The following is a 24,368-nucleotide window of genomic DNA, read 5'->3' as shown; positions in this document are numbered from 1 at the left end:
CGAGACAGCGATGAGCCCCGCCGAGGAAGGTCCCCAGCGCATCCTCGTCGTCGACGACGAGCCCGCCGTGCGCGAGGCCCTGCAGCGCAGCCTGGCCTTCGAGGGGTACGGCACCGAGGTCGCCGTCGACGGACTCGACGCCCTCGCCAAGGTCGAGTCGTACGCCCCCGACCTCATCGTCCTCGACATCCAGATGCCGCGGATGGACGGCCTGACCGCCGCCCGCCGCATCCGTGCCACGGGCGCCACCACCCCCATCCTGATGCTCACCGCCCGCGACACCGTCGGCGACCGCGTCACCGGACTCGACGCGGGCGCCGACGACTACCTCGTCAAACCCTTCGAGCTCGACGAACTCTTCGCCCGTATCCGCGCCCTGCTGCGCCGCAGCTCCTACGCGGCCGCGGCGGGCGCCCCCGTCCCCGACGACAACACCCTCTCCTTCGCCGATCTGCGCATGGACCTCGCCACCCGCGAGGTCACCCGGGGAGAGCGCCGCGTGGAACTCACCCGCACCGAGTTCACCCTCCTGGAGATGTTCCTCGCCCACCCGCGCCAGGTCCTCACCCGCGAACAGATCCTCAAGGCCGTCTGGGGCTTCGACTTCGAACCGAGCTCCAACTCGCTGGACGTGTACGTGATGTACCTGCGCCGCAAGACCGAGGCCGGCGGCGAACCCCGCCTCGTCCACACCGTGCGGGGCGTCGGCTACGCCCTGCGCTCCGGCGGGGCCGAGGGATGACCGGCCCCCTGCGCCGCATCCGCGCCCTGCCGCTCCGCTCCCGCCTCGCCCTCCTCATCGCCACCGCGGTCGCGGTCGCGGTCGCGGCGGTGGCGGCGGCGTGCTGGTTCGTGACGCGGGAGCAGTTGCAGAACCAGCTGGACACGACGCTGCGCGGCTCCAACGTGGACGCCCGCTATCTGACCAACCTGTACGACTACTGCCGCGGCGCCAATCAGATCCCGCCCCGGCCCTACTCGGGGCTCACCGTCCAGCTCATTGACGCCGAGGGCACGGTCTGCCTCGCGCCCGGCTCCTCCAAGCTTCCCGTCAGCGCCGCGGACCTCGCCGTCGTCACGCACGACCGCCCCGACGCCCTGCGCACCGCGAAGGACGCGAACGGCGTCGAGATGCGCGTCTACACCGCCCCCGTGAAGGGCCCCATCGACCTCGCCGTCTCCCTCGCCCGCCCCCTCAGCGAGATCGACAAACCCCTCACCACCCTCGCCTGGGTGCTCCTCCTCGTCTCCGGCATCGGCGTCCTCGGCGCCGGCGCCGCCGGGCTCTGGGTCGCCCGCTCCGGACTGCGCCCCGTCGACGAGCTGACCGAGGCCGTCGAGCACGTCGCCCGGACCGAGGACCTGACCGTCCGCATCCCCGTCGACGGTGAGGACGAGATCGCCCGCCTCTCCCGCTCGTTCAACTCGCTGACGTCCTCCCTCGCCACCTCCCGCGACCGGCAGGCCCAGCTCATCGCCGACGCCGGCCACGAACTGCGCACCCCGCTCACCTCGCTGCGCACCAACATCGAACTGCTCGCCCGCAGCGACGAGACCGGCCGGGCGATCCCGCCGGACGACCGCAAGGCCCTGATGGCCTCCGTGAAGGCCCAGATGACCGAACTGGCCTCACTCATCGGCGACCTCCAGGAACTGGCCCGCCCCGACGCCGCCAAGACCGGCCCCCTCCAGGTGGTCGCCCTGCACGACATCACCCGTACCGCCCTGCAACGCGCCCGGCTGCGCGGCCCCGAGCTGACGATCACGGCCGAGCTGGCCCCCTGGTACGTCCGCGCCGAGCCCGCCGCGCTGGAGCGGGCGATCGTCAACGTCCTCGACAACGCCGTGAAGTTCAGCCCGCCGCGCGGCACCGTCACCGTCGTCCTGCACCGCGGCGAACTGACCGTCCGCGACCAGGGCCCCGGCATCCCCGCCGACGAACTCCCCCATGTCTTCGAACGCTTCTGGCGCTCCCCGTCCGCACGCCAGCTCCCCGGCTCCGGCCTCGGACTGTCCATCGTCGCCCGCACCGTCCAGCAGGCCGGCGGCGAGGTCACCCTCCTCCCGGCCGAGGGCGGCGGCACCACGGCCACCCTCCGGCTCCCCGGAGCGCCCCAGCCACCCCCGGAGACCCCCGGGGAATGACACACGGGGACGCGGTACGACACGGGTCCGCCGACCCATCTCGTACCGCGCCACCGGAGCGGCACCCCGGAAGGAGGGCACCGTCCGCCGAGGAGACTAGGCCGCTCCGGAGCGCGGGGGTGTGCCGGACGTGCAGGGGTGTGTGCCGGACGTGCAGGGGCGGGTGGAGCCGGGAAACGACGGATGCGCGGGCCGGGGCCTTCGCCCCCGCCCGCGCATCGCGGTCGGTCCGGTGGTTCCGTCCTACTGGATGACGGTGATCCGGTCCGCGGCCGGCGGGGCCAGCGGGGCGGCGGCCGTGGAGTGGGCCGCCAGGTAGGCGTTGAACAGGTCCAGGTCGGAGGCGCCCACCAGCTTGTTGGTGCCCTGGCCGAGGGCCGCGAAGCCGTCGCCGCCGCCCGCCAGGAACTCGTTCATGGCGACGCGGTAGGTCTTGGCCGGGTCGATCGCCTCACCGTTCAGACGGATGGTGTCCGTCACCACACGGGCGGCGCCCGACTTCGTCATGTCCAGGGTGTAGGTGAGCCCCTTCGACACCTGAAGGATCTTCGGGCTGGCCTCGTTCGACCCGCTGACCTGCTGCTGGAGCGCGGAGACCAGCTGGGCGCCGGTCAGGTCGACGACGTTCATCATGTTGGTGAACGGCTGCACGGTGAACGCCTCGCCGTAGGTGACGACGCCGTCGCCCTCACCGCCGGTCGCCTTGTACACGAGGTCCGCGCGGATGCCGCCCGGGTTCATGAAGGCGACGACCGCCCCGCCCTTGTCGGCCGGGGCCAGACCCTCCAGCTGAGCGTCGGCGATCAGATCGCCGAGCGGCTTCTCCGGCGCGGTGGAGCCGCGGCCGTTGATGTCCGCCGAGATGTAGCCCTGCGGACGGTTGGCGATCGGGGCCGCCAGGGTGTTCCAGCGCGCGATCAGGGCCGTCATGTCGGAGGCCGGGGCCTGGTCGCGGCTCACGATGTGGTTGGCCGAGACCGGGTTCGAGGGCGCCGGGTGGTGGCCGCGACCGGCCCCCTTCACCGCGGTGCGCACGATGTCCTTGGTGCGGCGGTCGTACGTCAGCGTCGTGTCCGTGTACAGCTTGCCGAACGAGGACGCCGAGGTGACCAGGCGCGGGTTGCCCGCCGGGTCCGGGATCGTGCAGACGTACGCCTGGTGCGTGTGGCCCGTGACCAGCGCGTCCACCTTCGGCGTGATGCCCTTGGCGATCTCGGTGATCGGCCCGGAGATCCCGTCACCGGCCCCCGGGCTGTCGCAGTCGTAGTTGTACGAGGAGGACGCCGGGGCGCCGCCCTCGTGGATCAGCGCGACGATCGACTTCACGCCCTGGCGGTCCAGCTCCTTGGCGTACTTGTTGATCGTCTCGACCTCGTCGTGGAACTTCAGGCCCTTGACGCCGTTGGCCGTCACGATGTTCGGCGTGCCCTCCAGGGTCACCCCGATGAAGCCGATCTTGATGCCGTCCTTCTTCCAGACCGTGTACGGCCGGAGGATCGGCTTGCCCGACTTCTCGTCCGTCACATTGGCCGCGAGGTACGGGAAGTCGGCGCCCCGGAACTTCTTGCCCTGCTCGTAGCAGCCCTCGACCGGGTGGCAGCCGCCGTTCTGAAGGCGCGCCAGCTCCGTGGCACCCTCGTCGAACTCGTGGTTGCCGACGCTCGTCACATCGAGGTCGATCTTGTTCAGGGCCTCGATGGTCGGCTCGTCGTGGAAGAGCCCCGACAGCAGCGGGCTCGCACCGACCATGTCGCCGCCCGCGGCGGTGATGGAGTACGGGTGCCCCTTGCGCGCGGCGCGCAGCGAGGAGGCCAGGTACTCGACGCCGCCGGCCGGAACGGCCTTCGTCGTGCCGTCGGCCTGCGTCTCGGTGACCGTGCCGGCCGAGCCGGCGGGCGGCTCCAGGTTTCCGTGCAGGTCGTTGAAGGACAGCAGCTGCACGTCCACGGTGCCGGGAGCGTGGTGACCCCCGTGGCCCCCGTGGCCCTTGCCGTGCCCTTCGGCGCTCGCCGGCATCGCGGCGACCAGCGCACCGACGGTGGCCAGCCCGGCCGCGGCGGCGAGCACCCGCCGGGACGCGCGGTTCTTCTGAGGTGTCGCTGACATCGGACCCCTTGTGAGTTCAGCGGGTGGTGTGACGATCGAGCCACGTCTGAATCTGGATACTGCGTGCGCAGCCTAGGGTCAACGCGCGTAGCGCGACAGATGTTTGGGGTTACGAACTGGTTGCCGCACGATCGGAACGGGGCCATTCGCCCAAATGGGGCTGGGGTGCTTCGGGGTGGGCCCGTGCGCCTCTGTTCGGTGGGTGGGGGCGGGGTCCCTCCGGGGTGACTCCTCAGAAATGGCGTGTTCACCCCGGTACGCAAGGGACCCGGGTCGTACGCCATTTCCTGCGGGGACACCCCTGCACGCCCCCACCCGGCCGGTTTTGCGTCTTCCCGCCGGTGGAACCCGTTGTCGCAGACGCACGACGGCCGGGGCCGGGGGCGTGCAGGGGAGTCCCCGCAGAACGACGAACACAGACCGGGGTACGTGTCCGTGGTGCCCGCACGTTCGTCGTTCGAGGAGTCTCCCCGGAGGGACCCCGGACCCCACACGACGAACAGAAGGCGCACCCCGCGGAGAACCCGCACCAACCTCGCCGCCCCCCGCCCAAGGGGCCCGTACGCTCGTACCCATGACGACTGACGTACCCCTCCCCGCCCCCGGACGCGAGATCCAGACCCTGGACACCCTCACCCCCGACCAGGCGGAAGCCGTCACCGGGCTCCTCGCCGAGGCCGCGCGCTCCGACGGCCGGCAGGCCGTGTCCGAGCAGGGGCGGCTCCAGCTGCGGGGCGGACACCGGGACGGCGTCCGGCACTTCCTGCTGACGGCCGGCGGCACACTCGTCGGGTACGCGCAACTGGAGGACACCGACCCCGTCGAGGCCCCGGCCGCCGAGCTGGTCGTGCACCCGGCCCACCGGGGCCACGGCCACGGACGGGCCCTCGGCGCCGCACTGCTGGCCGCGACCGGCAAGCGACTGCGGGTCTGGGCACACGGCGGAAAGGCCGCCGCCCGCCATCTGGCCCAGGTGCTCGGGCTCTCGCTCTTCCGCGAACTGCGCCAGCTCCGCAGGCCGTTGGACCCGCTGAACATCGCCGAGCCGGTACTGCCGCCGGGCGTCACCGTCCGCACCTTCGTCCCCGGCCAGGACGACGCCGCCTGGCTCGCCGTGAACAGCGCCGCCTTCGCCCACCACCCCGAGCAGGGCGCCCTGCGCCAGCGCGACCTCGACGACCGCAAGGCCGAGCCGTGGTTCGACCCCAAGGGCTTCTTCCTCGCCGAGCGGACCGGCGAGGACGGCACCACCGAACTGATCGGCTTCCACTGGACGAAGGTGCACGCCGAGGAGCGGCTGGGCGAGGTGTACGTGGTCGGCATCCGGCCCGACGCCCAGGGCGGCGGCCTCGGCAAGGCGCTCACCGCGATCGGCCTGCGCCACCTCGCCTCGGAGGGCCTGCCCACCGCGATGCTCTACGTCGACGCGGACAACACGGCCGCCGTGACGGTCTACGAGCGGATGGGCTTCACCACCCACGAGGTCGACCTGATGTACCGCACGGAATCCTGAGAGCGGGGCGCTCACAGGGGCGGCGTCGCTTGACGCCGCCCCTTTCTCACGTCACCCTTTCACTACTCAATTAGTGAAAGGGTGAAGATGGCAGACTCCGCGGCAGTCGAGTTCCGCATCGACCGGCGCAGCGGCGTCGCCACGTATCTCCAGATCGTCCAGCAGACGAAGCAGGCCCTGCGTCTGGGCCTGCTGGAGCCGGGCGACCGGCTGCCCACCGCCCGGGAAGTGGTCGAGGCCACCGCGATCAACCCGAACACCGTGCTCAAGGCGTACCGCGAGCTGGAACGCGAAGGACTCGTCGAGGGCCGCCGCGGGCTCGGCACCTTCGTCATCGGAACGCTCGGTGGCGCGGCGGCCGGCGACGACTCCCCGCTGCGCGCGGAGCTGGACGCCTGGGCGGACAGGGCACGGGCCGCCGGACTCGACCGGGACGACGTGAGCGCGCTCTTCACCGCCGTACTGGACAGGACATTCGAGGGGGACCAGGACCGATGACAGGTTCAGCGCTCGAGGCCGACGGCCTCGGCATGCGATACCGGGGCAGGCGGGGCGGCTGGGCGCTGCGCGACTGCGCGTTCCGGCTCCCGGCCGGCGCGGTCTGCGCGCTCGTCGGCCGGAACGGCGCCGGCAAGTCCACCCTGCTCGCCCTGGCGGCGGGCCTCCTGCGCCCGGCCGAGGGAACGATCCGGGTGCTCGGCACGACGGCCGGTGAGGCTCGTGCCCGGATGGCGTACGTGGCCCAGGACAAGCCGCTGTACCCCTGGCTGACGGTCGCCGGGACGCTCTGGGCGGGGGCCGAGCTGAACCCCGGAAGCTGGGACCGGGAGGCGGCCGAGCGCGTCGCCGGGCCGCTGCCGTACGACACGAAGGTCCGTGAGCTGTCCGGCGGCCAGCGCACCCGCCTCGCTCTGGCCCTCGCGCTCGGCAAACGGGCCGAACTCCTGCTCCTCGACGAGCCGATGGCCGATCTCGATCCTCTCGCCCGCCACCAGCTCATGGGCGTCCTGATGGCCGAGGCCGCCGAGCACCGGACCACCATCGTGATGTCCTCGCACATCATCGGCGAGCTGGAGGGCGCCTGCGACCACCTGCTCCTCGTCGACGGCGGCCGCGTCCGCCTCGGTGGCGGGACGGACGACCTCGTCGCCGCACACGCCCTGCTCACCGGCCCCGTACGGGACCTCGCGCCGCACACGGTGGTCGAGTCCCGCACCACGGGACGGGCGCTGACCGCACTGGTGCGCCCGGACGGCCCGGTGGACGCGGCCTGGAACAGGACCGAACCCTCCCTGGAGGAGGTCCTGCTCGCCCATCTCCGCTCCCCCGAGGCGCCCGCGCTGCTCACCACGGACACGACGGCCCGTCAGGCGGTGGCGGCATGAGCACGGTCTCTCTGCGGGGTCCGGCGCGGCTCGTCGCACGGCAGCACCGCCTGGTGCCGTGGATCGGCGGCGGCCTCGTCCTCGCCTGGACCGCCCTGGTCGCCGGGGCCCGGTGGTTCATGTCCGCCGCCGCCGACGACTTCGCCGGAACCGGCTGTTCGGTGCAGCACACCGTCCGGGGCTGCGGCATCCAGGTCCGTCACGTCCTCAGCGTCGAACTGCACTACGGGCGGCTCTTCGACTACGCGGGGCTGGCCATGACGGCGCTGCCCGTGCTCATCGGCCTCTTCGTCGCGGGGCCGGTCATCGGTCGGGAACTGGAGGACGGCACCTACCGCCTCTCCTGGAGCCAGTCCGTGAGCCCCGCCGGCTGGCTGACCGCCAGGCTCGCGGTGCCCGCGGCGGTCACCGTGGCCGGCGTCACCGTGCTGTCCGCCGTGTACGCGTGGGGCTGGTCCCGGACGTCCGCGACGAACTACCCCGCACAGTCGTCCGAGCCACTGGTGTACCGGGCGATGGGTCCCGTGCCCGTCGCCTGCTCCCTGCTCTGCCTCGCCCTCGGCGCGCTCATCGCCCTGCTGGTCCGGCGCACGCTTCCGTCGATGGCCCTGACCGCGGTCGTCTCCGCCGCGGTGGTCGTGACCCTGGGGGCCGTCCGCCCCGGCGGTGGTTTCTGGCCCCTCCAGCTCGCCGAGACCGCCCTCCTGCTCGGCCTCGCCGCCGCAACCACCGCACTCGCCTTCCGGGTGCTGCACCGCCACCACGCCTGAGGCGTGGCCCGAGCCCGCCCGGGGCCCCGGCCCCGGGCGGAATCGCCATACACGGCCACTCACCGCTTCCTGCATGTCATGTCGCCGTTACCGGGCATTCAGACGCCCTTGCGACCCTCTCAGGATGCAGCCAGCCCTGCCGACCCCCCGCAACGGGAAGAATCCCGGCCCGCGACGCACTCCGCGCGCGGTTCCCGTGATCTCCGCCCCCTCCGACGCGCCTCCGGAGCCCTCCGCGCGGAAGAATGGGCCCATGAGCCAGCAGCCCAGCTCCGAGGTCCCGGTCCAGCCCGCCGCCCAGCCGTCGGTCGGCTCTCTCGCCGCCCACCGCCCGCATGCCGTCGCCGGCCAGGCGTCGCGGCCGGGCGCGCTGTCCACCGCCGCCGATCTGGATCCGGACATCGACGCGGACGCGGACGCGTACGAGCCGGGTACGGACGGGGACGAGCTGCCCCAGGGGCGCTTCCTGGACCGGGAGCGCAGTTGGCTCGCGTTCAACGAACGGGTTCTGGAGCTGGCCGAGGACCCGTCGACCCCGCTCCTCGAACGGGCTAATTTCCTCGCCATCTTCGCCTCGAACCTGGACGAGTTCTTCATGGTCCGGGTGGCAGGGCTCAAGCGCCGCATCGCGACCGGGGTCGCCACCCGCTCCGCCTCCGGGCTCCAGCCCCGCGAGGTCCTGGATCTGATCTGGACCCGCTCGCGGGAGCTCATGGCCCGGCACGCGGCCTGCTACCAGCAGGACGTCGCGCCCGCCCTGTCCGACGAGGGCATCCAGCTGATCCGCTGGCCGGAGCTGACGGAGAAGGAGCAGGCCCGGCTGTTCACCTTCTTCCGCCAGCGGGTCTTCCCGGTGCTGACCCCGCTCGCGGTGGACCCCGCGCACCCCTTCCCGTACATCTCCGGCCTCTCGCTGAACCTCGCCGTCGTCGTACGCAACCCGGTCAGCGGCCACCGCCACTTCGCCCGGGTCAAGGTGCCGCCGCTGCTGACCCGCTTCCTGGAGGCCTCGCCGCAGCGGTACGTGCCCATAGAGGACGTCATCGCCGCACATCTGGAGGAGCTGTTCCCGGGGATGGAGGTGCTGGCGCACCACATGTTCCGGGTGACCCGGAACGAGGACCTGGAGGTCGAGGAGGACGACGCGGAGAACCTGCTCCAGGCCCTGGAGAAGGAGCTGATGCGGCGCCGCTTCGGGCCGCCGGTCCGGCTGGAGGTCGAGGAGTCCATCGACCCGTACGTGCTGGACCTGCTGGTGCGCGAGCTGAAGGTCTCCGACGCCGAGGTCTACCCGCTGCCCGGTCCGCTCGATCTGACCGGACTGTTCGGCATAGCCTCGCTCGACCGGCCCGAGCTGAAGTACCCGAAGTTCGTGGCCGGCACCCACCGCGACCTCTCCGAGGTGGAGTCCGCCTCCGCGCCGGACATCTTCGCCGCCCTGCGCGAGCGGGACGTGCTGCTGCACCACCCGTACGACTCCTTCTCGACGTCCGTCCAGGCCTTCCTGGAGCAGGCGGCGGCCGATCCGGACGTGCTGGCGATCAAGCAGACGCTGTACCGGACCTCGGGCGACTCCCCGATAGTGGACGCCCTCATCGACGCCGCCGAGTCCGGCAAGCAGGTCCTCGTACTCGTCGAGATCAAGGCCCGCTTCGACGAGCAGGCCAACATCAAGTGGGCGCGGAAGCTGGAGGAGGCGGGGTGCCACGTCGTCTACGGCCTCGTCGGGCTGAAGACGCACTGCAAGCTCTCCCTCGTCGTCCGCCAGGAGGGCGACACCCTGCGCCGCTACTCGCACGTCGGCACCGGCAACTACCACCCCAAGACCGCCCGGCTCTACGAGGACCTGGGCCTGCTCACCGCCGACCCGCAGGTCGGGGCGGACCTCTCGGACCTGTTCAACCGGCTCTCCGGCTACTCCCGCCGCGAGACCTACCGCCGGCTGCTGGTGGCCCCCAAGTCGCTGCGCGACGGGCTGATCGTCCGGATCAACAAGGAGATCGCCCACCAGCGGGCCGGCCGCCCCGCCTACGTCCGCATCAAGGTCAACTCGATGGTCGACGAGGCGGTCATCGACGCCTGCTACCGGGCCGCGCAGGCCGGTGTCCCGGTCGACATCTGGGTCCGCGGCATCTGCGCGATCCGCCCCGGCGTCACCGGCCTCTCGGAGAACGTCCGGGTCCGCTCGATACTGGGCCGCTTCCTCGAACACTCCCGGGTCTTCTCGTTCGGCAACGGCGGGGAACCCGAAGTCTGGTTCGGCAGCGCCGACATGATGCACCGCAATCTCGACCGCCGCATCGAGGCCCTGGTCCGGGTCACCGACCCCGCGCACCGGGCCGCCCTCAGCCGGCTCCTGGAGACCGGCATGGCCGACACGACCTCCTCCTGGCACCTGGGCCCCGACGGGGACTGGACCCGGCACGCCACGGACGCGGAGGGCCGGCCGCTGCGGCACGTACAGGAAATGCTCATTGACGCCCGGAGGCGCCGGCGTGCGACGCCCTGACCACCAGACACAGGCGGACGTGACCGCGGGGGCGGTGCTCGCACCGTATCTGCGGGACCGGGCCGCGGACTTCCTGCGCAGCCTGCGTCTGCACCGCGAGAACAGCGCCCCCACCGACGCCGGCCCCCGGGCCGCCGAGGAGGCCGCCTGGGCGCTGCGCCGCTCGGCCCGCCGCATCGGGGGGACGCTCCACACGTTCCGCTCCGCGCTCGACCCGCTCTGGGCCGAGCACCTGCGCACCGAACTCGCCTGGCTGTCCGGCACCCTGGCCCGCGAGCACGCCTACGCGGACCGGCTGACCCGGCTCCTGGACGCCCTGCACGGGCTCCCGGGCGCCGCCCTGCCCGCCGCCCGCACCGAAACGGGCACGACCCCGGCGTCCCCCATGAACGCGGGCGCCACCACCACCGCCGCCACGGCCGCCGCGGAGAAGGAACGCGCCGTCCTCGGCGTCGGCGCCGCCCGCGCCGGTGCGCTGCTCGACCGCCAGCTCACCCTGGCCCGGACCCGCGCCCACTCCGCCGCGCTCCAGGCCCTCGGCTCCTCCCGCTTCCACGCAGTCGCCGACGCGGTCGCCCTGCTCGCCTCCGAGGTGCCGCTGTCCGCCGCGGCCGCCCAGCCGGCCGGCGACCTGCTCGGCGATCCGGCCGGCCGGGCCGAACAGCGGCTGCTCGGCGCCGTCGCCGCGCTGCCCCCGGACGAGACGGCCGAGCCGTACAACGACGCGCACGACGCGCCCTGGCACCAGACCCGGCTGCTGCTGCGTCTGCACCGGTACGCCCACGAGGTGCTGCGCGGCGCCCCCGATCCGGTCCTGGCCGGCCCCGGGCGCGCCCTCGACCGCCACCGGGACGCCGCCGAGGCCGCCGCCGCCGCTGCCGCCGCGGCCCGCACCCCGCGCATCGCCCCGACGACCGCGTACGCCCTGGGGGTGCTCCACGCCGACCAGCGCCACGAGGTGGAGGCGGCCCGCGCCCTCTTCCGGGAGTGCTGGCCCTACGCCACGGCCGCGGCGGTCCGGCCGTGAGCGGCACCCCGGACAGCACCGTGCGCGCGGCGGGATGCGTCCTGTGGCGCCGGTCGACGGCGCCGCGCGGCGGGGTGGAGCTGTGCCTCGTGCACCGGCCGCGCTACGACGACTGGTCGTTCCCCAAGGGGAAGCTGAAGCGCGGCGAGTCCCCGCGCGAGGCGGCGCTGCGCGAGGTGCTGGAGGAGACCGGGCACCGCTGTGTGCCCGGCCCGCTGCTCCCCGCGGTGCGGTACGTCGTGAACGGCCGCCCCAAGGAGGTCACGTACTGGTCGGCCGAGGCCACGGCGGGCGCGTTCGTCCCGAACCGCGAGGTGGACGACGTGCGCTGGCTGACGCCCCCGGCCGCCCGTGCCCGGCTGACCCAGGACCGCGACCGCGCGCTCCTCGACGCCGCGCTGGACACCCTGCCGACGGCGTAACCCGGCCTCCGCGCGCCCCGCGTCCGGCGGGGCGCGTCCCGTACCCGTGCGCCCTGTCCGCCGGCGCAGTCCCGCACCCGCGCACCTCGCGTCCGGCCGCGTGATCCCGTGCCCCCGCGCCCCCGTCCGGCTGCGTGATCCCGTACGCCCGCACGCCGCCCCCGGCCGCGCGGCCCCATGCCCGCACCCCCGCCCTGCCGCGTAATCCCGCGCCCCCGCCCCCCGTCCGCCCCGCCCGTCCGGGGCGGACGGACCGCTGTCCGTACCCGGAACCGGGCCGCCCGACACGGTTCACCTCCCGTTCACTCACCCCCGTAAGCCGATTCACCTGATCTGCCTAATTTCGGCTGTGCACGGTGCGAGGCACTCACCGCACCGTCCACGACTTCCGCACCACCCACCACCTCGCACGCCGTCGTAGCGACCACACCACCTCGGCGGCTTCTGGAAGGAACACCCGAAAGTGAAGCTTCAGCGCAAGAACCGGCTTCGTGCCACCGCGCTCGGTGCCCTCGCCGTCTCCGGCGCCCTGGTCCTCACGGCGTGCGGTTCGGACGACAACAGCAGCAACGACACCAGCGGCGGCAAGCAGACGAAGGCCGCCTCGAACGTCAAGTGCGACGGGGCCAAGGGGCAGCTGCGCGCCTCCGGCTCCAGCGCGCAGAAGAACGCCATGGACCTCTGGGTCAAGGAGTACATGGCCGCCTGCTCCGGCGTGGAGATCAACTACAACTCCTCCTCGTCCGGCGAGGGCATCGTCGCCTTCAACCAGGGCACGGTCGGCTTCGCCGGCTCCGACTCGGCGCTGAAGCCCGAGGAGGTCGCCGACTCCAAGAAGATCTGCAAGAGCGGCCAGGGCATCAACCTCCCGATGGTCGGCGGCCCGATCGCGATCGGCTACCACCTGGAAGGCGTCGACAGCCTGACGCTGGACGCCCCCACCCTCGCCAAGATCTTCGACACGAAGATCAAGAAGTGGAACGACGAGGCCATCGCCAAGCTCAACCCGGGCGTCAAGCTCCCGGACAAGGCGATCCAGGCCTTCCACCGCTCCGAGGACTCCGGCACCACGCAGAACCTCGGCAAGTACCTCGGCGCCGCGGCCCCGTCCGACTGGAAGTACGAGGCGGAGAAGAAGTGGCCCGCCCCCGGCGGCCAGGGCGCGACCTCCTCCTCCGGTGTCGCCACGCAGGTCAAGCAGGTCGACGGCGCGATCGGCTACTTCGAGCTCTCCTACGCCGCCTCGCAGCAGATCACCACGGTCGACATCAACACCGGCGGCTCCGCCCCGGTGAAGGCCTCCTCCGAGAACGCCTCCAAGGCCATCGCCGCCGCCAAGGTCAAGGGCACCGGCAAGGACCTGGCGCTCGACCTCGACTACACCACCAAGGCCGAGGGCGCCTACCCGCTGGTCCTGGTCACCTACGAGGTCGTCTGCGACACCGGCAACAAGGCCGACACCCTCGGCACCGTGAAGTCCTTCCTCACCTACACCGCCTCCGAGGACGGCCAGAAGCTCCTCACCGAGGCCGGCTACGCCCCGATCCCCGAGGCCATCAACGCCAAGGTCCGCGAGACCGTCGCCGGTCTCTCGTAACACCCGCTCCACCCGGGCTCCTCGGGCGGCCGGTCCGGCGCACCCCTCCGGACCGGCCCGCCCCCCACCCCCATCCGGTGCACCGCCGCCAGGGGCGCCGTCCGCGGCTCCCCCACACAGACCGGAAAGACCATGGCTTCCACCACACAGACAGACATCCCACCGGCCCGGCCGGGCGGACACTCCCGCCCCAGGAACACCGGCCGGCTCGGGGACACGATCTTCCTGGGCCTCTCCCGGGGCTCCGGCATCCTGCTGCTCGTGATCATGGCGTCGATCGCCGCCTTCCTCACGTACCGCGCGGCGATCGCGATATCCGGGGACGAGGGCAACTTCCTCACCACGTTCGACTGGAACCCGGCCGGTGACCCGCCCGTCTTCGGCATCGCGGTCCTGCTCTTCGGCACCGTGATCAGCTCGGTCATCGCGATGGCCATCGCGGTCCCGGTCGCGGTCGGCATCGCCCTGTTCATCTCGCACTACGCGCCGCGCAAGCTGGCCGGCCCGATCGCGTACGTCATCGATCTGCTCGCCGCGGTGCCCAGCATCGTCTACGGCATCTGGGGCGCACTCGTGCTCGTGCCGTATCTGGAGGGCCTGAACCTCTGGCTCGACCAGTTCTTCGGCTGGACGTACGTCTTCGAGAAGACCGAGGTCGGCGTCGCCCGTTCGCTGTTCACCGTGGGCATCCTGCTGGCCATCATGATCCTGCCGATCGTGACGAGCGTCAGCCGCGAGGTCTTCCTCCAGGTCCCGCGCATGAACGAGGAGGCCGCGCTGGCGCTCGGCGCCACCCGCTGGGAGGTCATTCGCCTCTCCGTACTGCCCTTCGGCCGCTCCGGTGTGATCTCCGCCTCGATGCTGGGGCTCGGCCGCGCGCTCGGCGAGACGATGGCCGTCGCCACGGTCCTGTCGCCGAACTTCCTGATCTCCCTGCATGTGCTCAACCCGGGCGGCGGCACGTTCGCCCAGAACATCGCCGCGAAGTTCGGCGAGGCCGACGCGTTCGGGCGGGACGCCCTGATCGCCTCCGGCCTGGTCCTCTTCGTCCTCACCCTGCTGGTCAACGGCGCAGCGCGGCTCATCATCGCCCGCCGCAAGGAGTATTCGGGGGCCAACGCATGAGCCACGCATCCACGAGCGTCCAGGAACGTCCGACGCCCGCACCCGCCGCCCCCACGGGCAGCCTCAGCAGCCGCACGCTCCCCCGCCTGGCGCCGCTCGGCTTCGCCGCCGCGGGCATCGTCCTCGGCGTCGGCCTCGCCGTGGTGGCCGGCTGGCACAGCCGCGTCCAGTGGGGCCTGCTCTCCGCGCTGTTCTTCCTGGTGATCTCGTACGTCACCACCAGCGTCGTCGAGAACCGCCGACAGGCCAAGGACCGCCTGGCCACCAGCCTGGTCTGGGTCTGCTTCCTGCTCGCCGTCGTCCCGCTGGCCTCCCTGCTGTGGACGACGATCAGCCGCGGTTCCGAACGCCTGGACGGCTACTTCCTGACCCACTCGATGGCCGGCGTCCTCGGACCCGAGGCCAGCGGCGGTGTCTACCACGCGCTGATCGGCACCCTGGAGCAGGTCGGCATCGCCACCGTGATCTCCGCCCCGATCGGACTGCTGACCGCGGTCTACCTGGTGGAGTACGGCAAGGGCGCGCTGGCCCGGTCCGTCACCTTCTTCGTCGACGTGATGACCGGCATCCCGTCCATCGTGGCCGGTCTCTTCATCCTCTCGATCATGCTGATCGCGGGTCTGGAGCCGAGCGGCCTGATGGGCTCGCTGGCCCTGTCGATCCTGATGATCCCGGTCGTGGTCCGCTCCACCGAGGAGATGCTCAAGCTCGTCCCGAACGAGCTGCGCGAGGCCTCCCTCGCCCTCGGTGTCCCGAAGTGGCGCACCATCCTCAAGGTGGTCCTGCCGACCGCGATCGGCGGCATCGCCACCGGCGTCATGCTCGCCATCGCCCGTATCGCCGGTGAGACCGCCCCGATCATCCTGCTGGTCTTCGGCAGTCAGCTGATCAACACGAACCCCTTCGAAGGCGCCCAGTCGTCACTGCCGTTCTACATCTACGAGCAGTACAAGATCGGTGAGACCGCGTCCTACGACCGCGCCTGGGCGGCGGCCCTGGTCCTGATCGCCTTCGTCATGATCCTCAATCTGGTGGCCCGCGGCATCGCCCGCTGGAAGGCCCCGAAGACCGGCCGCTGAGGCCACGGAAAGCAGTGATTCAGATGGCCAAGCGCATCGATGTCAGCGGCCTCTCGGCCTACTACGGCAACCACAAGGCGATCGACGACATCTCGATGACCGTCGAGCCCCGCTCGGTGACCGCCTTCATCGGCCCCTCCGGCTGCGGCAAGTCCACCTTCCTGCGCACCCTCAACCGCATGCACGAGGTCACCCCCGGCGGCCGCGTCGAGGGCAAGGTGCTGCTGGACGACGAGAACCTGTACGGCGCCGGCGTCGACCCGGTCACCGTGCGCCGCACGGTCGGCATGGTCTTCCAGCGCCCCAACCCCTTCCCGACCATGTCGATCTTCGACAACGTCGCGGCGGGTCTGCGGCTGAACGGGAACTACCGCAAGAGCCAGCTCGGCGACATCGTCGAGAAGTCGCTGCGCGGCGCGAACCTCTGGAACGAGGTCAAGGACCGGCTGAACAAGCCCGGCTCCGGTCTCTCCGGCGGCCAGCAGCAGCGGCTCTGCATCGCCCGCGCCATCGCGGTCGAGCCCGATGTGCTGCTGATGGACGAGCCGTGCTCCGCGCTCGACCCGATCTCCACCCTCGCCATCGAGGACCTGATCGGTGAGCTGAAGGAGCGCTTCACGATCGTCATCGTGACGCACAACATGCAGCAGGCGGCCCGGGTCTCGGACCGCACCGCGTTCTTCAACCTCGCCTCGGTCGGCATGCCCGGCAAGCTCATCGAGATCGACGAGACCGAGCGCATCTTCTCCAACCCGTCGGTCCAGGCCACCGAGGACTACATCTCGGGCCGCTTCGGCTGATCCCCAGACGGCCTTGGGGTGCTGCATGGCGGTGCCACCACAAGGCGAAAGGGTCCGCCCCGCACTCCCTGAGGAGTGCGGGGCGGACCCGTAGGCACGTGAGCCGTACGTAGGTGAGCCTCGGCGTCAGCCGAAGACCAGGGCGACGACCCCGTAGCTCGCGGCGGCGACCAGAGCGGCGGCCGGCATCGTGATGAACCAGCCGAGGATGATGTTCTTCGCGACGCCCCACCGCACCGCGTTGACCCGCTTGGTGGCCCCCACACCCATGATCGCGGAGGTGATGACGTGCGTCGTCGAGATCGGCGCGTGGAAGAGGAACGCCGAACCGAACATGATCGAGGCGCCCGTCGTCTCGGCGGCGAAGCCCTGCGGCGGGTCCAGCTCGATGATCTTCCGGCCGAGCGTACGCATGATGCGCCAGCCGCCCGCGTACGTGCCGAGCGACAGCATCAGCGCGCAGACGAGCTTCACCCAGACCGGGATCGGGTCGCTCGGGGACTCCACATCGGCGATGACCAGGGCCATCACCACGATGCCCATGGTCTTCTGGGCGTCCTGGAGACCGTGCCCCAGCGCCATGCCGGCCGCCGACACGGTCTGCGCGATGCGGAAACCGCGCTTGGCCTTGTGCGGATTGGCCTTCCGGAACATCCACATGATGGCGACCATCACCAGATAGCCGACCACCAGGCCGATCACCGGCGAGACGAACATCGGGATGACGACCTTGTCGAGCACCCCGTCCCAGTGGACCAGCGTGCCGCCCGCGAGCGCCGCGCCGACCATGCCGCCGAACAGGGCGTGCGAGGACGAGGACGGCAGCCCGAAGTACCAGGTGACGAGGTTCCAGATGACGGCGCCGACCAGCGCGGCGAAGAGGATGCCCATCCCCTTGTCGCCCTCGGGCGTGGCGATCAGCCCCTCGCTGACGGTCTTGGCGACCCCGCTGCCGAGGAACGCGCCCGCGAGGTTCATCACGGCCGCCATCGCCAGCGCCGCCCTCGGGGTCAGCGCCCGGGTGGACACCGACGTGGCGATGGCGTTCGCCGAGTCGTGGAAGCCGTTCGTGTACGTGAAGCCGAGCGCGACGCCGATGGTCACGACCAGTACAAAGGTGTCCACGTGGTTCAGGACTCCTTGACCGCGATGGTCTCCACCGTGTTCGCGACGTGCTCGAACGCGTCCGCAGCCTCTTCCAGGACATCCACGATCTGCTTCAGCTTCAGCACCTCTATGGCGTCGTACTTGCCGTTGAAGAGGTGGGCGAGCAGCTTGCGGTGGATCTGGTCGGCCTGGTTCTCCAGACGGTTGACCTCGATCCAGTACTCCGTGAGGTTGTCCATCGTGCGCAGCCCCGGCATGGCCTCGGCGGTCAGCTCGGCCGCGCGCGCCAGGACCTCGATCTGCTGCTCGACGCCCTTGGGGAGTTTCTCGATCTGGTAGAGGACGACCAGGTCGACGGCCTCCTCCATGAAGTCCATGATGTCGTCGAGCGAGGACGCGAGGTTGTAAATGTCCTCACGGTCGAACGGCGTAATGAATGAGGAGTTCAGCTGGTGGAAGATCGCGTGGGTGGCATCGTCCCCCGCGTGCTCCGCTGCCCGCATGCGCTCCGCGATCTCGGCCCGGGAGGCTGGATCCGCCCCGAGCAGTTCCATCAGGAGTTTCGAGCCCGTGACGATGTTGTCCGCGGACGCGGAGAACATGTCGTAGAAGCTCGTCTCCCTGGGGGTCAGACGAAAGCGCACGTGGGGTCCTCGGGGTGCTTTGGATTCGGTCAGGCTGATGCTAGGCGCATCATCCGGCCACGGCTAACCGGCATTCTTCAGTGTCGCGCATCAGGCAGGCTGATCAGCACGGGGCCCCGGTCACGTTTCAGCTGAATTCGCTAAGATATACCCACCAGGGGTATGCAGACGGCAGGGTAAAAGGGAAAACGGGAGGCAGCAATGACCACGACCGAGGCCGCCGAGGCCGGACGGACGCCGGAGCCGGCGGCCGCCGCCGCCGAGACACTCGTCACCGACCACGACCGGGGCATACACGGCTACCACCACCAGAAGGCCGAGCACCTCAAGCGGCTGCGCCGCATCGAGGGCCAGATCCGCGGCCTCCAGCGGATGGTCGACGAGGACGTCTACTGCATCGACATACTGACCCAGGTCTCGGCGTCCACCAAGGCGCTCCAGTCCTTCGCGCTCCAGCTGCTGGAGGAGCACCTGCGCCACTGCGTGGCCGACGCCGCGGTGAAGGGCGGCGCGGAGGTCGACGCCAAGGTCGAGGAGGCCACGAAGGCGATCGCCCGGCTGCTGCGCACCTGACCGGGAGGGGTCCGGCGCCGCGCTCCGCCGGGGGCGGCGCCGTCAGCCGTGGTGCTCCGGGTGCCCGAGGGCGGCGCCGTCGTCCGGGCGACCGCCCTGCCGGCCGGTGGTGGTGTGCTCGGTGACCGCCTTCACATCGAGCACCTCGTCGATGCGGTCCGCGCTGAGCCGCTCCCCGATCGCCGCGGCCGCCGCGATCATGAGCTCCCCGCACAGGTCGATCTCGGCGAGGGCCACATGGTCCGACACGGTCCGTGCGCTGAGCGTCACCACGTCACTCACCTCTCACTGCCGTCACCGGCACCGGGACCGGGAGACTCTGCGGACACGACCAGGGGTCACGACCAAGGGTAGGGAGCGCGCCACACACCGCGCATGGCACGGACGGACCATTTCACGCCCGCGAGGTGGCTAGGTCCTGTCGGTCCCGGCGGCCGCATCGCTCGTACCGGTCCCGGCCGCATCGCTCGTACCGGTCCCGGCGGTTTCCGGTGCCCCGGCCTCCCCGCCCTGGTCGATCGCCCCGGTGTAGATGTCCCGCTCGGCCGGGAGGGACACGGAGACCGCCACCCCGAACCCGTACAGGAGCGTGGTGGAGACGACGTCCTTGGCCCGGTCCTCGTTGGCGAAGGAGAAGCGGTGGCGCACCTTGCGCAGCCGGCCCTCCGCGTCGAGGTACGCGTCGAAGGCGACCGTGTCCGTGCTGAACCCTTTCGCCGCGGCCGCCAGCGCTCCCCGCGAGCCGGCCGAGGCCCGGCTCGCCGCCCGGCCGATGTCGGTGGTGCCGCGGTAGTGCCGCACGGTCACCCCGGCCAGATCGGTCTCCCCCACATACGTCACCGCGCGCACCCCGCGCAGCAGTTCGGCGGCGGCCAGCGGATCGGTCACCCCGCCGGTGACCAGATTGCCGTCGGCCAGCGTCGTCGTGTCGATCCGCACCCATTTGCCGGCGGGCACGCCCGCGCCCCGGTTCATCATGTACAGCGCGCCCGGGGCCAGCAGTTCGGTGATCGGCCGGTGCTCGTCCTCGCCCGCCGCGTCCGGCGGCAGCACGACCTTGAGCCGCCCGGACCGGGCACGGAAGTCGTACGCGCCCTTGCCCCTGATCGTGACCCGGGTGCCGCCGGCCGCCGTCTCCATCGAGGTGACCACCTCGGCACTCCCGGCCGCCGCCCGGCCGCCCGGCGCGGCCCCCGTCCCCACGAGGACGTCGGCGGCCCGCCGCACCACGGCGGCGGCCTCGGCCCCGGCCCGGTCGTCGGCCTCGGCGCGGCCGGAACCGGCGCCCGTCCCGCACCCGGAGACCCCGGCCATCACACCCGTCACGGCGAGGGCGCACACCGCGCGCACCCCTCCTCCGGTCCTGTGCCGCTGCACCACCATCGCCTGCCAACCCCCAACGCCGACCGCCTGCCCGTTGCCCCCACCCGTTCCGGATAACGACGGCCGCTCCGCCTCGTCACGCCGCCCGCACACCCCTCACCCCCGGACGGCCCGGCCCAGTACCGTGGTCGCGTGTACGACCAACACACCGCAGAGGTCCCGCCGGCCCGCCCCGTCCACGAAGCCACCACCGTCGAACGCGGCTCGTTCTGCACGGCCCGGTGCAGCTGCGGCTGGGCGGGCCCGGCCCGCCGCTCCCGCGACCGCGCCCGTACGGACGCGGAGGAACACCGCACCTCCACGGCCTGACGGCCCCCTCTCCCGCTCCGCTCCTCCCGCCCCCACCCCGGAGGTCCCATGCCCCTGCCCAACCGGCGCACCGTCCTGACCGCGGGCGCCGCGGCCGTGCTCACCGGTGCCACCGCCACGGCGTGCGACGGCGCGGGCTCCGGACCCCCGGCGGGCGGCTCCGCCCCGGGCGGGACGGCGACCGCGAGCGTCCCGGCCCCCTCCCGGACGTCCGCCCCCTCCTCGCCGTCCGCCCGCCCGGCCGACTGGTCCGCGCTGTCCCGGAGCCTGGACGGTTCGCTCGTCCGCCCGGACGACGCGGCCTATCCGACGGCGCGGCTGCTCTACAACACCCGCTTCGACGGACTGAAACCGGCCGCCGTCGCGTACGTCCGGCACGAGGCGGACATCCGCGAGTGCCTGGCCTTCGCCCGCCGCGCCGCCGTACCCGTGTCGATCCGCAGCGGCGGCCACTCCTACGCGGGCTGGTCCAGCGGCACCGGACGGCTGGTGGTCGACGTCTCGTCACTCTCCAAGGTCTCCCCCGACGGCACGATCGGCGCGGGCGCCCGGCTCCTCGACGTCTACCAGGGCCTCGGCGCCCACGGGGTGACGATCCCCGGCGGCTCCTGCCCCACGGTCGCCATATCCGGCCTGACCCTCGGCGGGGGCCACGGCGTCGCCTCCCGGGCGTACGGCCTGACCTGCGACAGCCTCACCGCCGCCACCCTCGTCACCGCCGACGGCAAGACGCTCACCGCCGACGCCACGCACCACCCCGAGCTGTTCTGGGCGCTGCGCGGCGCGGGCAACGGCAACTTCGGCGTGGTCACCGAACTCCGTTTCCGCACCCACCCCGCCCCGCAGACCGTCTCCGCGTACATGTCCTGGCCCTGGTCGCGCGCCCACGCCGTCCTGACGGCCTGGCAGGAGTGGGGCCCGGACCAGCCGGACGAGATCTGGTCGGCCGCCCATGTCGCGGCCGGTCCGGGCGGCGGGAACCCCACGGTGTCGGTCTCCGCCTTCAGCCTCGGCACCTACGGCGACCTCCAGAACGCGGTGGACCGCCTCGCCGACCGCATCGGCGCCTCCGCCTCCTCGGTCTCGCTGCGCCGCCGCGGCTACCGGGAGGCGATGCTCGTGTACGCGGGCTGCTCGGGCATCACCGACGCGCAGTGCCATCTGCCGGGCACCACCCCGGGCCGCGATCCGCAGGGTTCGCTCCAGCGCGAGACCTACGCCGCGGCCTCGGACTTCTTCGACCGCTCGCTGACTCCGGCGGGCGTCCGGGCGCTGCTCGACCGGACGGAGGCCTTCAGCCGGCTCAGCGTCGACGAGGGCGGCGGCGGCTCGGTGGCGCTGACCGCACTGGGCGGGGCGGTGAACCGGGTGGATCCGCAGGCCACGGCCTTCGTCCACCGGCGGTCCCGGATGCTCGCCCAGTACATCGGCGCCTGGCGCCACGACACCGCGGGCACCGCCCAGCGGAAGTGGCTGAAAGACACCCATGCCGCGATGCGCCGGTACGCGTCCGGGGCGGCCTACCAGAACTACACGGACCCGACGCTGACCGACTGGCGTACGGCCTACTACGGAGCGGCGGCGGACCGGCTGGCCGGGGTGAAGAAGACGTACGACCCGGAGGGCTTCTTCAGCTATCCGCAGGGGGTCTGAGACGGGCGGCCGGAGCAGCGGACCCCGTCCCTCAGGCGGCGAGCCCCTTCTCGCCCTCCGAACCGCCGCCCGAACCGGGGCGCGGCTCGGGGATGCCCATGGCCTCGCCCCGGCCGCCGGGGGCCGGGACGGCCAGCGGCCGGCGCGAGCGCACCAGGGCGCCGGTCCGGCCGGAGCGGGCGACGGCGCCCATCAGGGGCGTCAGCAGCATCATGGCGAGGGGGGCGAGGAGCAGGGCGACGGCCGTACCGAGCGCGAAGCCGCCGATGACGTCGGTGGGGTAGTGCACGCCCATGTAGATCCGGCAGAAGCCCTCGAGAAGGGCGAGCGCGATGGCGGCGATGCCGAACTTCCGGTGGGCGACGAAGAGGCCCACGCCGAGGGCCATCGCCATCGTGGCGTGATCGCTCACGAAGGAGAAGTCGTTCTTCCCGTCGACGAGGACGTCCAGCCCGGAGTGGTCCTTGAAGGGGCGGGGACGTTCGACGAACTCACGGATCGGGATGTTGATCAGGAGCGCGATCCCGGCGGCAAGCGGGGCCCAGACGATCCCGGCGACACCGCTCACCGAGTCCTCCAGGGTGCCGCGCCGGCGCATGCTCCACCAGCACCACAGAGCCACCAGGACCATGCCGAGCATGATCCCGTACTCACCGACGAACTCCATGACCCGGTCGAACCAGGCGGGAGCGGACTTGGCCAGCCCGTTGATGTCGTAGAGCAGGCTGACGTCGGGGTTCGACCCATCCAGTGCGAGTCCAGCCATCTGCCGCGGCCCCTTGCCTTGTCTGCTGCCGCGGCGCACAGCCCTGTGTGCCGCGTTGACGAACCCCCGTGTTCGGTTCGATCACTCATTACGTGGCGGGCGACGCCCGGTCAGTGACGGTGGCCCCGGTCCTCCCAGAGAACGACGGGTCCCGTGCGTACGTTCCACTCTCCACCGAATGATCACCATGACGTTATCGAAGAGTGACTCATCGTCGCAGCTCAGGGCCCAGGGTTCACAGAGAGTTCCGGCCATGGCCGCGTGCGGGTCAGGCCGCCGGACGGGCGGTCGGGAGCGCCGCCGCGCCGTCCTTGGTGACCCTCGTCGCACCGAAGTAATCGGGCGTGTCGATCTTGTCGAAGCGGATGACGGCACCGGTGTAAGGGGCGTTGATCATGTATCCGCCCCCGACGTACAGGCCGACGTGATGGATGGCGCGCGAGTTGGCGAGGTCGTCGGAGAAGAACACCAGGTCCCCGGGGAGCAGTTCGTCCCGCGAGGGGTGCGGTCCCGCGTTGTACTGGTCGTTGGCCACCCGGGGCAGCTCGATGCCCACGGTCCGGTACGCCGCCTGGGTCAGCCCCGAGCAGTCGAACCGCCCGCCCTGCTCCGGTGTCCCGTTGCCGCCCCACAGATACTTCGTCCCGAGCTTCTTCTGCGCGAAGTAGATGGCTCCGGCCGCCTGCTGCGAGGGCTGCACCCGCCCGACGGGCCGGGCGAAGCTCTTCTCCAGCGTACGGATGATCTTGACGTAGTTCTGCGTCTCCGCGATCGCGGGGACGCCGCCGGCCCGGATGACCCGGTAGGCACCGGCGTTGTAGGCGGCGAGCATGTTGTCCGTCGCGTCGCCGGGGACCTTCTTCACGTATCCCGCGAGTTCGCAGTCGTACGAGGCGGCGGACGGGATGGCGTCGGCCGGGTCCCAGACGTCGCGGTCGCCGTCCTTGTCCCCGTCGATCCCGTGCGAGGCCCAGGTGCCCGGGATGAACTGCGCGATGCCCTGCGCGGCGGCCGGGCTCTGCGCGCGCGGGTTCCAGCCGCTCTCCTGGTAGAGCTGCGCGGCCAGGAGCGCCGGATTGATGGCGGGACAGAGGTTGCCCCACTTCTGCACCAGCGGCTGGTACTTGGCGGGCACGGCCCCCTTGGCCAGCCCCACCGCACCGCTCCCGCCGCCTCCGAGCCCGGCGGCGGCGGAGTACGTACCGACGACGAGCAGCGCCACGAAGCACAGCGCGGCGCCGACACCGATCCCACCAGCCATCCAGTATTTCCGCACCCCTCAACCATCGCTCATCGGGGCCGGGTTCATCAGCTCTTTCGACGGTGTGTACGACTCATCACGGCGCACGCGGGTGCACGGCGAGGCGCGACGAGGCACGGACGGGCACGGCCGGGCACGGCGGGACAGCGCCGCCCCCGCACACGCGCGCCGCCCGCTCCCCCGCGTACGAAGGG

23 protein-coding genes are annotated in these 24,368 nt (G+C 71.8%); 16 read left to right on the top strand and 7 right to left on the bottom strand.

Going from position 1 to position 24,368, the window contains the following annotated elements; translation table 11 throughout:
- Positions 1-10: 10 nt before the first annotated feature.
- Positions 11-742: a response regulator transcription factor gene (locus ACZ4FH_RS23160; protein ID WP_467307038.1), complete on the top strand. Its 732-nt coding sequence runs from the start codon at positions 11-13 to the stop codon at positions 740-742.
- The gene (locus tag ACZ4FH_RS23155) at positions 739-2,145 is read left to right on the top strand and encodes a sensor histidine kinase (protein ID WP_467307037.1); all 1,407 of its coding nucleotides are present in this window, start codon (positions 739-741) and stop codon (positions 2,143-2,145) included. Before ACZ4FH_RS23160 ends, ACZ4FH_RS23155 begins: the two co-directional genes overlap by 4 nt.
- A gap of 243 nt (positions 2,146-2,388) precedes the next feature.
- Here ACZ4FH_RS23155 and ACZ4FH_RS23150 read toward each other — a convergent pair whose 3' ends face one another.
- The gene (locus ACZ4FH_RS23150) at positions 2,389-4,251 is read right to left on the bottom strand and encodes a bifunctional metallophosphatase/5'-nucleotidase (protein WP_467307035.1); all 1,863 of its coding nucleotides are present in this window, start codon (positions 4,249-4,251) and stop codon (positions 2,389-2,391) included.
- Between the two features lie 574 nt (positions 4,252-4,825).
- On the opposite strand from ACZ4FH_RS23150, the gene mshD reads away from it, so the two are divergent.
- The 11 genes from mshD to pstB all read left to right on the top strand — a co-directional run bounded on the left by mshD (position 4,826) and on the right by pstB (position 16,478).
- Positions 4,826-5,764: a mycothiol synthase gene (mshD, locus tag ACZ4FH_RS23145; protein WP_467307034.1), complete on the top strand. Its 939-nt coding sequence runs from the start codon at positions 4,826-4,828 to the stop codon at positions 5,762-5,764.
- An 87-nt stretch (positions 5,765-5,851) separates the two neighbouring features.
- On the top strand, positions 5,852-6,262 hold the full coding sequence (locus tag ACZ4FH_RS23140) for a GntR family transcriptional regulator (RefSeq protein WP_467307032.1): 411 nt from the start codon (positions 5,852-5,854) through the stop codon (positions 6,260-6,262).
- A complete protein-coding gene (locus ACZ4FH_RS23135) occupies positions 6,259-7,149 on the top strand; it encodes an ATP-binding cassette domain-containing protein (protein ID WP_467307030.1) in 891 nt (296 codons plus the stop codon). The genes ACZ4FH_RS23140 and ACZ4FH_RS23135 overlap by 4 nt, the downstream gene beginning before the upstream one ends.
- Complete coding sequence (locus ACZ4FH_RS23130) at positions 7,146-7,919, top strand: hypothetical protein (RefSeq protein ID WP_467307029.1); 774 nt, start codon at positions 7,146-7,148, stop codon at positions 7,917-7,919. The genes ACZ4FH_RS23135 and ACZ4FH_RS23130 overlap by 4 nt, the downstream gene beginning before the upstream one ends.
- Before the next feature lie 253 nt (positions 7,920-8,172).
- Positions 8,173-10,428: an RNA degradosome polyphosphate kinase gene (locus ACZ4FH_RS23125; RefSeq protein ID WP_383648096.1), complete on the top strand. Its 2,256-nt coding sequence runs from the start codon at positions 8,173-8,175 to the stop codon at positions 10,426-10,428.
- Entirely contained in the window at positions 10,415-11,455 is a 1,041-nt protein-coding gene (locus ACZ4FH_RS23120) for a CHAD domain-containing protein (RefSeq protein ID WP_467307027.1), read from the top strand. The genes ACZ4FH_RS23125 and ACZ4FH_RS23120 overlap by 14 nt, the downstream gene beginning before the upstream one ends.
- On the top strand, positions 11,452-11,877 hold the full coding sequence (locus ACZ4FH_RS23115) for an NUDIX hydrolase (protein ID WP_467307026.1): 426 nt from the start codon (positions 11,452-11,454) through the stop codon (positions 11,875-11,877). The genes ACZ4FH_RS23120 and ACZ4FH_RS23115 overlap by 4 nt, the downstream gene beginning before the upstream one ends.
- Before the next feature lie 463 nt (positions 11,878-12,340).
- A complete protein-coding gene (pstS, locus tag ACZ4FH_RS23110) occupies positions 12,341-13,474 on the top strand; it encodes a phosphate ABC transporter substrate-binding protein PstS (RefSeq protein ID WP_467307024.1) in 1,134 nt (377 codons plus the stop codon).
- Positions 13,475-13,606: 132 nt separating this feature from the next.
- Positions 13,607-14,599, top strand: a complete 993-nt coding sequence (gene pstC / locus ACZ4FH_RS23105) for a phosphate ABC transporter permease subunit PstC (RefSeq protein WP_467307023.1) — start codon at positions 13,607-13,609, stop codon at positions 14,597-14,599.
- Positions 14,596-15,678 carry a phosphate ABC transporter permease PstA gene (gene pstA / locus ACZ4FH_RS23100; RefSeq protein WP_467307021.1) on the top strand — a complete coding sequence of 361 codons (1,083 nt, stop codon included), beginning with the start codon at positions 14,596-14,598 and terminating at the stop codon, positions 15,676-15,678. The genes pstC and pstA overlap by 4 nt, the downstream gene beginning before the upstream one ends.
- A gap of 23 nt (positions 15,679-15,701) precedes the next feature.
- Positions 15,702-16,478: a phosphate ABC transporter ATP-binding protein PstB gene (pstB, locus tag ACZ4FH_RS23095; protein WP_467307019.1), complete on the top strand. Its 777-nt coding sequence runs from the start codon at positions 15,702-15,704 to the stop codon at positions 16,476-16,478.
- A gap of 126 nt (positions 16,479-16,604) precedes the next feature.
- On the opposite strand, the gene ACZ4FH_RS23090 is transcribed toward pstB, so the two are convergent.
- Both ACZ4FH_RS23090 and ACZ4FH_RS23085 read right to left on the bottom strand, forming a co-directional pair.
- Positions 16,605-17,603, bottom strand: coding sequence for an inorganic phosphate transporter (locus ACZ4FH_RS23090; RefSeq protein WP_450685187.1), 999 nt, complete (start codon positions 17,601-17,603; stop codon positions 16,605-16,607).
- 5 nt (positions 17,604-17,608) lie between these two features.
- Positions 17,609-18,229, bottom strand: a complete 621-nt coding sequence (locus ACZ4FH_RS23085) for a DUF47 domain-containing protein (protein ID WP_383648080.1) — start codon at positions 18,227-18,229, stop codon at positions 17,609-17,611.
- A gap of 201 nt (positions 18,230-18,430) precedes the next feature.
- Here ACZ4FH_RS23085 and ACZ4FH_RS23080 point away from each other — a divergent pair, with 201 nt between their 5' ends.
- Positions 18,431-18,802, top strand: a complete 372-nt coding sequence (locus tag ACZ4FH_RS23080) for a metal-sensitive transcriptional regulator (RefSeq protein WP_467307017.1) — start codon at positions 18,431-18,433, stop codon at positions 18,800-18,802.
- Between the two features lie 42 nt (positions 18,803-18,844).
- Here the strand turns inward: ACZ4FH_RS23080 and ACZ4FH_RS23075 are convergent, their stop codons facing one another.
- Together ACZ4FH_RS23075 and ACZ4FH_RS23070 are read right to left on the bottom strand one after the other, a co-directional pair.
- The gene (locus tag ACZ4FH_RS23075; RefSeq protein ID WP_467307015.1) at positions 18,845-19,075 is read right to left on the bottom strand and encodes a hypothetical protein; all 231 of its coding nucleotides are present in this window, start codon (positions 19,073-19,075) and stop codon (positions 18,845-18,847) included.
- A gap of 138 nt (positions 19,076-19,213) precedes the next feature.
- Complete coding sequence (locus ACZ4FH_RS23070) at positions 19,214-20,185, bottom strand: SCO4651 family lipoprotein (protein WP_467307013.1); 972 nt, start codon at positions 20,183-20,185, stop codon at positions 19,214-19,216.
- A gap of 132 nt (positions 20,186-20,317) precedes the next feature.
- Here ACZ4FH_RS23070 and ACZ4FH_RS23065 point away from each other — a divergent pair, with 132 nt between their 5' ends.
- Positions 20,318-20,494, top strand: a complete 177-nt coding sequence (locus tag ACZ4FH_RS23065) for a hypothetical protein (protein WP_383648074.1) — start codon at positions 20,318-20,320, stop codon at positions 20,492-20,494.
- A 48-nt stretch (positions 20,495-20,542) separates the two neighbouring features.
- Complete coding sequence (locus tag ACZ4FH_RS23060; RefSeq protein WP_467307011.1) at positions 20,543-22,147, top strand: FAD-binding oxidoreductase; 1,605 nt, start codon at positions 20,543-20,545, stop codon at positions 22,145-22,147.
- A 31-nt stretch (positions 22,148-22,178) separates the two neighbouring features.
- Here the strand turns inward: ACZ4FH_RS23060 and ACZ4FH_RS23055 are convergent, their stop codons facing one another.
- Positions 22,179-22,913: a phosphatase PAP2 family protein gene (locus ACZ4FH_RS23055; RefSeq protein WP_467307009.1), complete on the bottom strand. Its 735-nt coding sequence runs from the start codon at positions 22,911-22,913 to the stop codon at positions 22,179-22,181.
- Positions 22,914-23,181: 268 nt separating this feature from the next.
- A complete protein-coding gene (locus tag ACZ4FH_RS23050; RefSeq protein ID WP_467307007.1) occupies positions 23,182-24,174 on the bottom strand; it encodes a C40 family peptidase in 993 nt (330 codons plus the stop codon).
- Between the last annotated feature and the right edge of the window lie 194 nt (positions 24,175-24,368).

The sequence above is a fragment of the Streptomyces sp. NPDC024555 genome (assembly GCF_055559335.1).
Note: the sequence above shows the minus strand (reverse complement) of the source record. Positions and strands in the feature narration are given on the sequence as shown.